The 11,031-nt window shown below is 69.4% G+C and carries 9 protein-coding genes and 1 pseudogene; 6 read left to right on the top strand and 4 right to left on the bottom strand.

Translation table 11 applies throughout. From position 1 onward, the window contains the following. Nucleotides 1-457 precede the first annotated feature (457 nt). Both ACWIHY_RS36085 and ACWIHY_RS36080 read right to left on the bottom strand, forming a co-directional pair. A complete protein-coding gene (locus tag ACWIHY_RS36085) occupies nt 458-1,534 on the bottom strand; it encodes a terpene synthase family protein (RefSeq protein WP_454380666.1) in 1,077 nt (358 codons plus the stop codon). A gap of 139 nt (nt 1,535-1,673) precedes the next feature. Next, nucleotides 1,674-2,639 (bottom strand): polyprenyl synthetase family protein, encoded by a 966-nt coding sequence (locus tag ACWIHY_RS36080; RefSeq protein ID WP_454380664.1) that lies wholly within the window; start codon nt 2,637-2,639, stop codon nt 1,674-1,676. A 600-nt stretch (nt 2,640-3,239) separates the two neighbouring features. Here ACWIHY_RS36080 and ACWIHY_RS36075 point away from each other — a divergent pair. The 6 genes and pseudogenes from ACWIHY_RS36075 to ACWIHY_RS36050 all read left to right on the top strand — a co-directional run bounded on the left by ACWIHY_RS36075 (nt 3,240) and on the right by ACWIHY_RS36050 (nt 9,760). Then, nucleotides 3,240-4,640, top strand: coding sequence for a cytochrome P450 (locus ACWIHY_RS36075; protein WP_454380662.1), 1,401 nt, complete (start codon nt 3,240-3,242; stop codon nt 4,638-4,640). A 306-nt stretch (nt 4,641-4,946) separates the two neighbouring features. Then, nucleotides 4,947-5,948 (top strand): annotated as a pseudogene (locus tag ACWIHY_RS36070) (cytochrome P450); the annotation flags it as partial. Next, the gene (locus ACWIHY_RS36065; RefSeq protein WP_454380668.1) at nt 5,834-6,298 is read left to right on the top strand and encodes a cytochrome P450; all 465 of its coding nucleotides are present in this window, start codon (nt 5,834-5,836) and stop codon (nt 6,296-6,298) included. The pseudogene ACWIHY_RS36070 and the gene ACWIHY_RS36065, both read left to right, overlap by 115 nt. Before the next feature lie 103 nt (nt 6,299-6,401). Next, the gene (locus tag ACWIHY_RS36060; RefSeq protein WP_454380667.1) at nt 6,402-7,964 is read left to right on the top strand and encodes a cytochrome P450; all 1,563 of its coding nucleotides are present in this window, start codon (nt 6,402-6,404) and stop codon (nt 7,962-7,964) included. A 373-nt stretch (nt 7,965-8,337) separates the two neighbouring features. Beyond that, nucleotides 8,338-9,213, top strand: coding sequence for an ATP-dependent DNA ligase (locus ACWIHY_RS36055; protein WP_454380660.1), 876 nt, complete (start codon nt 8,338-8,340; stop codon nt 9,211-9,213). Nucleotides 9,214-9,484: 271 nt separating this feature from the next. Continuing rightward, on the top strand, nt 9,485-9,760 hold the full coding sequence (locus ACWIHY_RS36050; protein ID WP_454380658.1) for an SBDS family protein: 276 nt from the start codon (nt 9,485-9,487) through the stop codon (nt 9,758-9,760). 303 nt (nt 9,761-10,063) lie between these two features. On the opposite strand, the gene ACWIHY_RS36045 is transcribed toward ACWIHY_RS36050, so the two are convergent. Then, nucleotides 10,064-10,258, bottom strand: a complete 195-nt coding sequence (locus ACWIHY_RS36045) for a hypothetical protein (protein WP_454380657.1) — start codon at nt 10,256-10,258, stop codon at nt 10,064-10,066. Nucleotides 10,259-10,521: 263 nt separating this feature from the next. Further along, complete coding sequence (locus ACWIHY_RS36040) at nt 10,522-11,010, bottom strand: helicase associated domain-containing protein (RefSeq protein ID WP_454380656.1); 489 nt, start codon at nt 11,008-11,010, stop codon at nt 10,522-10,524. Between the last annotated feature and the right edge of the window lie 21 nt (nt 11,011-11,031).

The following is an 11,031-nucleotide window of genomic DNA, read 5'->3' as shown; positions in this document are numbered from 1 at the left end:
CGCACCAACTCCCACAACCCAGCCGGAACAATCCAATCCCAACGCCCACTCCCCATGAACAGCCCAACAGCCAACTCACCACGTAAGACACGGTCTAAACCGGTTCGGACCAGTGGTGGTTACGGCTGGTAGCCGCCGGATGTCCGCCCTGGTCTGCGCACATACAGAGCGACTGTTGACGGGATGAGGCTCCGGATCCCGTGGGCGGGTTCGGGGGCCTTGTGCCCTGTCGCTGGTAGTGCCCGCGTCGGGCGGTCCTCTTTCCTGCTAGGCCTTCCTCGGCCGCCACGACACCACGAGGCGTCTTCCGCCCCCGCGCGACGTGAGCGTGAGGGATGTGCCCCAGTTCGGGGCGGCTCGCCGCGGCATCCGGCTGAGCCGCAGTGCGGCTGGCAGCCGGTTTGGAGATCGGGCCCTGCCGGGGGTGGTGGGTTAGCGGCGGCGCGCCGGTAGTTGGTCATCGGCGGAGTTGTTTCCACCACCCGGTGAGGGCGGGGTAGGGGAGTGGGTCGGGTGTAGGGTCGCTGGGCTTGTCGGTCCAGGTGACGGTGTACGGGGAGTCCGGGAGCAGATAGCGGGCGGTTTTCATGCCGAAGTTGATGTTCCCGCTGATGATGAGGTCGATGCCGCTCATGTACCGGTGCAGGTCTTCCCCGGCGTCCTGGAGGATTCGCTCGCGCAGGCGCAGGTAGAGGGACATCAGGCGGTCGCGGATGGCGACGGCTTTGGTGACGGCCTCCTCGAGGCTGTCACCGGGGTGTTCGCCCAGGACAGCCTGGAACAGGTTGTGTTTCTTCACGGGGAGGTTGTGTTCGCGGTAGTAGGAGTAGCGGTCGTTGTCGACGGCGCCGACGAGGAGGGCCGCTTCAGTGGCGGTACGGACGTCGCGACGGGCCCACTGCCGCTCGCTGAGTTCGATGCCCTCGACGGCGTCGAGGTAGCCGGCGGCGGCGAACGCACCGGCCGAACCCATCCGCATGACCAGGTAGTCATTCACCGACAGGACCGTGCCGCGTTCCAGAACGGCCGCTTCCCGAGCCATCTGGTAGAGCCACAGCTGTTGCACAGTGAGCCAGCGTTGCCACTGCACGGGCGTCATGAGCTCACGCAGCCGCACACACGCATCGCGCAGCGCTGCCCCCGCCGGGTGGCTTCCTTCGGGTTCCGTCGCTTCGGGCGCAGAGTCCGGGAAGTGCATGATGCTCTCCCAGGCGCCCAGCGTGAGCAGCACGTCAGCGGCGGGCTGGCCTGAACCGCAGATATCGTTGGGGATCCACGCCCAGGCCGCGTAGTCGCTCAGCGCCTGACCGAGATCGCCCGTCGCGTGGGGATACATGTGCGCAGAGAAGACGCCGGCGTTGAGGGCCAGCTTCATCGTGGTGTGCTCGTCGCCCTGGCCGAGGTCGAACCGCTGCGCCCAGGCCAGCGTCCCTTCGGTCATGGCTTTGCGGTCGGGGCACACCCCGGTGGGCAGCGGGCAGTAGAAGGCCAGCAGCTGCGTGAAGCCGCTGTCAGACAGGACGGGAGTGCTCATATGTTCTCCATACTGGGGGACGGACGTTGACAGGGGCGCGGGCGCGGTTGTGGGGTCGGGGTGTGCTGTGAAGGCTTGGGTGAGGCTTTATGGGCCGGGCCCGCGGCCGGGGAGTCGGCGCCCGTGGGCGGGTGGCGGCTTACGCGGACCGCGCGGCCGGAGGGCCGGCGGGGGACACCAGGGCCAGTAGTGCGTCGCGCTGCGCACTGGGCTCGATCTCGGCCAGGGCGTTGCGGGCCTGTGCGGCGTGGTCTTCGGCGCTCTGCTCGGCGGACTCCAGAGCTCCGGTGGCGTGCAGCAATCCGGTCAGCCGCCGGAACGCTTCTGGCGGGTCGTCTCCCGGTGTCATGCAGTGGCGTAGTTCAGCCCGCTGGGTGGGGGTGGCGGCACGGTGGGCGAGCAGGACGGGCAGGGTGGGGCGCCGGTTGCGCACGTCGCTGTCGGCCGGCTTGCCCGCGCCCGGCCCGCCCGTACGGTAGGGCAGGAGATCGTCGCGGATCTGGAACGCGCATCCGAGGTGGTCTCCGAAAGCACCGAGTGCCGCGACCTGATGCTTGGTTCCTCCGCCGAGGACGGCTCCCACCGTGCAGGCCGCTTCGAACAGTGCCGCCGTCTTGGCCCGGGCCATCTCTAGGTAGACGTCCGGTGATGCTTCCAGGTCCCCGGCGAGGGTGAGTTCGCGGGCGGCGCCACGGCAGATCTGCTGACCCGCCTCTGCCTGAATTTCCATCGCCGCAACGATCCGCTCGTGGGGGATACCGTGCGCGGCGCACTCGGCCAGGGCCGTGAACCAGGTGAAGAACAGCGCGTTCCCGGCGACGATCGCCATCTGAGGCCCGAACGCCGCGTGCACGGCGGGGCGGCCGCGGCGGATGGCGTCCTGGTCGATGATGTCATCGTGCAGCAGGCTCCCGGTGTGCGCAGCCTCGAAGCCCACGGCCGCCGGCAGTACCGCTGCAAGGCTTCCGCCCACGGCCAGCGCGGAGCGGGCCAGCAGGTGGGGCCGCAGCAGTTTCCCCGACGGCAGCAGCGCGTACCGGTGCACAGAGTCCAGTCCAGCCGCGTTCTCGGGCCAGCGGCGGGCGAACTCCGTAGCCAGCGCCACTGCCAGGCCATCGGTGCCGCCGCTCGCAGGCGAGGAGGGGACCGGCAGGGTCTCAGGAAAATGTCGGCGAACTAACGGCCCGGGTATGACAGACATGCACAAGACCTCCGAAACCCGCATGCGGTGAAGTGGCGTCTGTGATCGAAAGGCGGACGATGAGGTGCCCGGCCGGACGGGCTCATGACAGCACGCCGCATGCCCCCCGGGCCTAGTGCGTACGGCGAGCGCGCAGGGGCACACCCATGCGGGTGGACGCATGATCATGACCCTAAACCGCACGTCCGGGTGGTTCATCCTGGGCGCTCGCTCTGGCCGACCGCATCGTGGCGGGGCGGAGTGTCTGTCGGCGGCCTGTGTCGTTGAAACGGTGCGACAACCGCACTATCCGTCCCGGCGTTGCCCAGCCGCCTCCGGCTACGCGCCGCCTGCGGCGACTCCCGCGGTTCCGGCCGTGCCCCCTGTCACTGCCGCCCGGCCCAGGGGCAGGGCCCAGATAGTCCGACTGGGCGGCGCTGCCATCGACGGCGAAGGACCACGCGTCACAGGGTTCGGGTGCGTGGAGAACGGACAGGTCTGCCTCGGAAGGACATGGTGAATCGGATGCGAGAAGTCGACAGCCCCCACACCGTGAAGGACGTGCCGCTGGCACCGGGCGCTATCCCGCTGCTCGGCCATGGGCCGCGTCTCCTGCGGGACCCGCTCACCTGGCTGCTTGAGTGCGGGCAGGCGCGGCCCGTGCTCAGGCTGCGCCTGGGGCCGCGCCCCGCTTACCTGGTGTGCCGCCCGGATCTGGTCCACGACATGCTCGTCGGGCAGGTCAACGCGTTCGACAAGGGCGGGCCGCTCTTCGACCGGGGCCGAGAACTGTTCGGCAACGGTGTGGCGAGCGCCCGCCACACGGACCACCGCCGCCAGCGGCGCCTGATGCAGCCGGCCTTCACCCCCTCGCGCATCGATTCATACAGTGAGGTGATCCGCGAGGAGAGCAAGGCCCTGACCGGGCGCTGGCAGACGGGCCAGGAGATCAACGTCCTGCCCGAACTGACCTCTCTCACCATGAGGATCGTGTGCCGGACTCTGCTCCCCACCATCGACGAGCGCGACGCCGACCGGCTCTGCGACGACTTCCAGATCCTGCTGGCCGGCACTTTAACGCGCACCGCCATCCCGTTCACCTGGATCCAACAGCTCCCCACCCCCGCCAACCGCCGCTACAACCGCGCCCGAACCGACGCCTGGAAGCTGGCCGACCAAGTCGTGGCCAAAGCCCGCGCCCAGTCCACCCCGGGCGGGCTGCTGCAAGCCCTGATCGCCGCCGGGGAGGCAGATGCGGAGGGCGCCTTCAGCGACGAGGAGCTACGCGATCAGGTCATCGCCCTCTTCCTCGGCGGCAGCGAAACCACCGCGGCGACGCTGGCCTGGCTCTTGCACCTCCTTACCCTCCACCCGCACGTCACCGAGCGGCTCCATACGGAACTCGACGAAGTCCTCGGCGGCGAGCTCGCCGGCCCCGACACCTTTCCCCGCCTGCCCTACACGCGTGCCGTCCTGCTGGAGACGATGCGCGTGTATCCGGTGGCCACCCTTTTGACCAGGGGCAGCACCACCGAAGTCGACCTCGGCGGACACCGCTTTCCCGCCGGCACCGACTTCTTCTACAGCGCCTACCTGCTCCACCACGACCCGGCGCTCTTCCCCGACCCCTCCCGCTTCGACCCCGACCGCTGGACTTCCCCCGCCGACCCTGCAGCACGCCGCGCGTACATCCCTTTCGGCGCTGGCAAGAGGAAATGCATCGCAGACACCTTCGGGCTCGCGGAAGCCACCATCATCCTCAGCGCGATCGCCTCCCGATGGCACCTGACTCCAGCACCCGGCAGCCGCGTCCGCCCCCAGCTTCGCGGCTCCCTCGCCCCCGCAGGACTACACCTGGTCACCCAATCCCGCCACTTGCCCCGTCCCGGCAACGCAACTCCAGAGCACGATGGGGCCCGGGGGTAACCCTCTCCCGAATCAGCGGGCGGACGATCAACCGCCCCGCGGGCGAGCGGCTGCGACAGCCCAGCACGCAGACGGGAGTATCTGTCGACGGCCTGTGTCGTTGAAGCGGTACGACAACCGCATGATCCGCTCTGGCTCACCGGCTCTGCCGAGACGCTTTCGCCCGCGCGCCGCCGACCGACACGGCCAGCGGAACCGACGGCCCGCTGGAGAGGGTCGCCTACCCGGGACCCCAGTGGACAACGGACAGCTCCTTCCGAGAGGACGTGGCGCATCGGATGCGAAAAGCCGACACCCCCCCGCACCGTGAACGACGTGCCCCTGGCGCCAGGCGCCGTCCCGCTCGCCGGCCATGGTCCCCGTCTCCTGCGTGACCCGCTCACCTGGCTTCTCCAATGCGGGCAGGCTCAGTCTGTGCTCAGGCTGCGCCTGGGGCCGCGGCCCGCCTACCTGGTGTGCCGCCCGGATCTGGTCCAGGACATGCTTGTCGGGCAGGCCAATTCGTTCGACAAGGGTGGATCACTCGTCGACCGGGGCCGCGGGCTGCTCGGCAACGGCCTGGTCACCGCCTCCCACACCGACCACCGCCGCCAGCGCCGCCTGATGCAGTCGGCCTTCACCGTGGCGCACATCGATTCCTACAGTGAGGCGATCCGCGAGGAGAGCAAGGCCCTGACCGGGCGCTGGCAGGCGGGACAGGAGATCGACCTTCTGCCCGAACTGACGGCGCTCACCGCGAGGATCCTTTGCCGGACCCTGCTGCCCACGATCGACGGCCATCAAGCAGATCGTCTCCGCGATGATTTCCAGGTCCTGCTGGCCGGCATCTTCATCCGCGCGGCCATTCCGTTCGCCTGGATCCGTCGGCTTCCCACCCCCGCCAACCACCGCTTCAACCAGGCACGGGCCGGCGCCTGGGCGGTAGCCGATCAGGTGGTGGCGAGCGCCCGCACTCAGTCCACCCCGGGCGGGCTGCTGCACGCCCTGATCGCCGCTGGGGAGGCAGATGCGGAGGGTGCCTTCAGCGACGAGGAGCTACGCGACCAGGTCACCACCCTCTTCGTCGGCGGCACCGAAACCACCGCGGCGACGCTGGCCTGGCTCTTCCACCTCCTCACCCTCCACCCGCACGTCGCCGAGCGGCTCCACGCGGAACTCGACGAGGTTCTCCGCGGCGAGCTCGCCGACCCGCAATCGCTGCGCCACCTGCCCTACACCCGCGCCGTCCTGCTGGAGACGATGCGCCTGTATCCGGTCATCCCTCTCCTGAGCCGGGCCAGCACCACGGATGTCGACCTCGGCGGACACCGTTTTCCCGCCGGCACCGACTTCTTCTTCAGTGCCTACCTGCTCCACCACGACCCGACCGCGCCTTCCCCGACCCCGCCCGTTTCGACCCCGACCGCTGGACATCCCCCGCCGACCCCGCAGCACGCCGCGCGTACATCCCTTTCGGCGCCGGCAAGAGGAAATGCATCGGCGACACCTTCGCTCTCACCGAAGCCACCATCATCCTCAGCGCCATCGCCTCCCGATGGCACCTCACTCCCGCAACAGGCAGCAGCGTGCACCCCCAACTCCACGGAACCCTCACACCCGCGGGGCTACGCCTGGTTACCCAAGCACGCGCCACTCTCCTCGCCGACTCGAGCGCCTAGTGCTCTCCGAGACCGAACCGACACGGCCCCCGGACCACCAAGGCCGTCCTTCGCCGCCCGCTGCGCTGCGTACGGCGAGCTCGCCGTACGCACAGCAGAGCGCATGCTCACGATCCCAAACCGCACGTGGGGGTGGTTAGACCCAGGACTTGCTGTAGTTGCCCGCGCCTGTCCCGGTGAGGACGGAGTACAGGCGTTTGGCGGGAGGCTGGGTGGCACAAGAACTCTCGGAGGCCCGGGTCGGCACGGGCCGGTCCTGGGGGAGGGTCTGAACCGAATCGGGCGGAGGGGTGGGGCGATGGGAGAGCGCTCACAGTTCAAGGCGGCCATCGCGCCGGGCGGGCTGCCGGTGCTGGGTCACGCGCTGCAGCTGCAGCGGCGGCCGCTGGAGTTCTTGGCGTCGTTGCCGGCGCATGGTGATGTGGTGACGCTGCGGTTCGGCCCGGTGCCCGTGTACTTGGTGTGCCATCCGGAACTAGCCAGACGGGTCCTGCAGGACGGGCAGACCTTCGACAAGGGCGGGTTGGCGTTCGACAAGGCCAAGGTGTTCATCGGCAACGGCCTGGCCACGTGCGCCCGGGCGGAGCACCGACGGCAGCGCCGCCTGGTGCAGCCTGCATTCCACCCCGACCGCATCACCGCATACGCCGAGGTCGTCCTCGGGGAGACCGTGCGGGTGATGGAGGCCTGGCAGCCGGGTCAAGTCGTCGAGATCGGGGCGCAGATGCACCGGTTGTCGGCCCGGATCACCGCCCGAACACTCTTCTCCACCGACTTCGGCGGCGCAGACGCGAATGAGCTCGCCTCGTGCATGGACGTCGTCTCGAAGGGTCTGTACCGGCAGATGCTGATGCCGGTTGCGTCTCTGCAGAGGCTCCCGACGCCCGCCAACCGGCGCTTCTATCAGGCGCTGGCCCGCCTCCGTGACCTCATCAATAGGGTTGTCGCCGACTACCGCCGCCGCCCGGGAGACCGCGGAGATCTCCTGTCGGCACTGCTCGCAGCCCGGGACGAGGACAGCGGCGCCACGCTGGACGATCAGGAGATCCACGACCAGGTGCTCACGCTGATGGGAGGCGGCAGCGAGACCAGTGGCAGCGCGCTGGCATGGACCTTCCACTACCTGAGCACCCACCCAGACGTCGAAGCGCGGCTGCACGCAGAACTTGATGCGGTGCTGGCAGGCCGGGAGCCACATGTCGGTGACCTACCGCAGCTGGACGTGGTCCGGCGGGTATTCACGGAGACTCTACGTCTACGGCCGCCGGGCTGGCTCACCACCCGCATCACCACCACGGCGACGGAACTCGCCGGTCGCCCCATCCCGGCCGGCGCGAACGTAGCCGTCAGCCACTACGCCCTGCACCACGACCGAAGGTGGTTCCCCGACCCGGAGTGCTTCGACCCGGACCGCTGGCTGCCAGAGCGGGCCCGTCAGGTGCCGCGCGGAGCGATGATCCCCTTCGGCGCCGGAAGCCGTAAGTGCATCGGAGACACCCTGGGCCTCACCTCGGCAGCCCTGGTCGTGGCTGCCGTCGCCAACCGCTGGCGTCTAAGCCACCAACCAGGACCCCCAATCCGAGCCGTACCAAGGATGACCCTCGGTCTCAGCCCTCTCCATATGCTGCTCACGCCCCGCCCGGGCCCGCCCTCAGCCTTTGACTGAACCAGTCCCTGCCCGTGAAGGCCCTTGAACGTCGCAGTGCAGGACGTGCCGGGATTCGGGGCGGCACCGGTCGCGACCGCCGGGTGAGTGGTCGGCGGGGGCAGTACCTGCTGTTCAGGCTGTTCAGCTGCCTCGTTGGGCAGGGGCAGGCGAGTCCCGCCGGACCGTGTCGTCCCGGGCGGACCGACCCTGGAAGGGGGAGCGACTGCGAGGGAGGCCCCGGGGATGGTGCTGCGACCGCCGGTTGAGCCGATGCTGGAGCAGGCCGCGGAGGCGGTGCCCGGCCCTAGTGTGCTGCGCGTAGGGGTGGCCTACGAGCAGGCTGGACGGGCACCGGGCGATCGTCTTCACCGCGGCCGGGCCGGGTGGCCGGGTGCTGGTGCAGACCCGCCGCGGGTCGCTGGTCCAGGACCGTTGGCCGGACCTGGTGGCGGCCGCCGAGGAGCAGCTGCCGTATGGCCTGGTCCTCGATGGCGAACTGGTCGTCTGGGACGCTGAGGCGGGGCGGTTGTCGTTCGAGGCGTTGCAGCGCCGGGCCGCCGCCCGCACCCGTGGCGCCGCCGGCCTCGCGGTCGGCCTGCCGGCCTACTTCGTCGCGTTCGACGTGTTGCAGCTGGACGGCCAGGAGCTCCTGACGCGCCCGTACGAGGAACGGCGCGCACTCCTGGAGCAGCTGTTCACCGACCACGCCCTGACGGCCCCATGGACCCTGTGCCCCATGACGACGGACCTGGCCAAGGCTCGGGAATGGCTGGAGTCCTGGACTGACGTGTCCGGCGTCGAAGGCTTGGTGATCAAGCCCCTGACCAGCCGTTACCTGCCCGGATACAGAGGGTGGACCAAGGTCCGCCGCAGGGACACCACAGAAGCGATCATCGGCGCGATCACGGGCACCCTGACCCGCCCGGGCCTCCTTGTCCTGGGCCGCTACGACGCGGCGGGCCGGCTGCGCGCGGTGGGCCGGACGGTCCCGCTGCGCCCGGACGTGGCCCGGCAGGTTGGCGAGCACCTGGCCGAGGCCGGCCCCGGGCACCCTTTCGAGGGGGTGCGGTTCACGGCGGCGTGGGGGAGCCGTGATGTCCTGGACACGGTGCTGGTCCGCCCGGATCTGGTGGCGGAGATGAGCGCGGATCGGGCCGTTGACCGGGGCGTTTTCCGTCACCCGCTCCGCTTCAAGCGGCTGCGCCTGGATGTGACCGCTGACGATGTCCCGCGGTTCGGGGCAGGGCCGGCTGCGGCGGCCGGCTGACCGCTGACAGAGCCGCCCGCCCCGCGTCGGCGGACGGGCTCCCCAGGGGTCGTCACCGATGGGTGGCGGCCCCCGCTTCGTGTCCCCCGCAGGAGTGAATCCGGCCCGGGAGGACGGGGCGCAGCAGGGGCGTTGAGGACCGGCACAGGGTCCCGGGGACGCGTTAGCCCGGCGGGATGACCCAACTACCGCATCGGCCGGTGTGGGCGATCTTGTCCTGGCAGACTGCCAGGCGTCCCCAGCATCCATCCCGAGAAGGGAACCAACACTGATGACTGAGTCGAAAAGGGTTCATTACGAGACGAACAACGACGTGGACTTGATCGTGCTCGTGAGTGACGCTGACGTGTACAAGAAGTGGTTGAGCGACTCCAACCTCTCTGTTACCGAAGTCGTCGACTCCTTCGCCGTTTTCACCACCGATGGAAGCGGGGTGTATGGGCACCTTAGGCCCGCCTCCACAGCTCTTTTGGAAACCGAACTCGGTACCGGTGATGGGTATCAACAAATCACCGAGATCCTCCGCAACGGTACGCTGCTCCGCTGACCGGAGTATCGGTCCTTGTCCGGCCGCGTGTGGGGCCCGGCCTGGCCCTCTGCGGGGCCGCCTAGCGGCGCGGCAGGGCTTCCCCGCCCCCCTCCCGGGCGCAAGGCGCCCTGAGAGACGCTCAGAGAGCCGTCTAGGACCTCGGGTTGAGGGAGACCGGCAGGGGCCTGCCCTGGCCGTTAGGGTCGGGTGCAGCCCGTGCCGATATGGCGTGCGCGGGCGAGGCCCGGTGCCCGTTGTTTCTGGGGGCAGTACCACCGGGCTGCCCCAAGCAGACAGCCGGCCTCGGCCGGTGACGTGCGGTCAGTGCGCGCCGGCCTCCGGGCCCGTGCCGAGCCGGCGCCGGCCGGGGGAGCGGGGCGCGGCCGCGGCCCCCTCGGCACCCGCTTGCGGCGCCTCGGCCGGCTCGGCGGCGAGACGAGCCCGGCTGCCGGCCGTGGGCTGCGCGGGGGGAGTGGCAGGGCGCGGGCCGGTGCCCAGGACACGACGTTCGTTCATCCGCCCATTCTCCCGGTTCCGCCGAACCCGCAGGCCCCGCATTCCATTTGGGTGTGCGCGGACTAATATCCGGTTCGGGCGGAGAAACCAATCTCTGCGGAGTGCGAATTTACGCAGACGCGGAATTCGATAACCCCCGAGAATTCTCCTCGAATTCCGGCGACGGACAGAATCTGACTATCCGTAAGATTCGGGTTGGGATCCCCCTGGCCCCGGGGCGGCGTCCCCTGCCTTCACAGTGATGCCCCCTGCCCATTGCCGGGTTACGCCCACCGCATCCCGATCTTGGACAGCTGCTCCACCCGCTCGGGTGTCAGCGTTGCGGCCCGGGAGCGCTGGTTGCCGACCCATGCACCGAGTTTCAGTGGTACGTCCTGCTGCTGGTCCTTGCCGCCGTTCCTGCCAAGGGTGATCGTCTCGACGTGCTTGCGCGGTACCTTCAGATGTCCCTCGCGTTCGTAGTACTGCCGGGCTGCGGTGAGGTGCATGGCCCACTTCTGTGCCTGGCTGGTGCGTGGCTTCGGTTTCTCTTCCTCGCTGGCGGGTTCGATCCCCAGGACGTGTTCGCACATCCATTGCTGCACGGTGGTGAGCTTGTCCCAACCCAACCGCTGCGCGCGCACCCATCGCCCGAGGTCTTCACCCTGGTGTACGCCGACGCCGGGCTCGGTCGGCAGTTCGCCGCCGACCTCTTCCAGGTGGAGGCGGGTGAGGTGGAAGGCGGCTGCCATTCCACCGGCCAGCTTGGGCACCAGGACGGGTCGATCTCCTCC

The sequence above is a fragment of the Streptomyces sp. NPDC055287 genome, from assembly GCF_053646035.1.
Note: the sequence above shows the minus strand (reverse complement) of the source record. Positions and strands in the feature narration are given on the sequence as shown.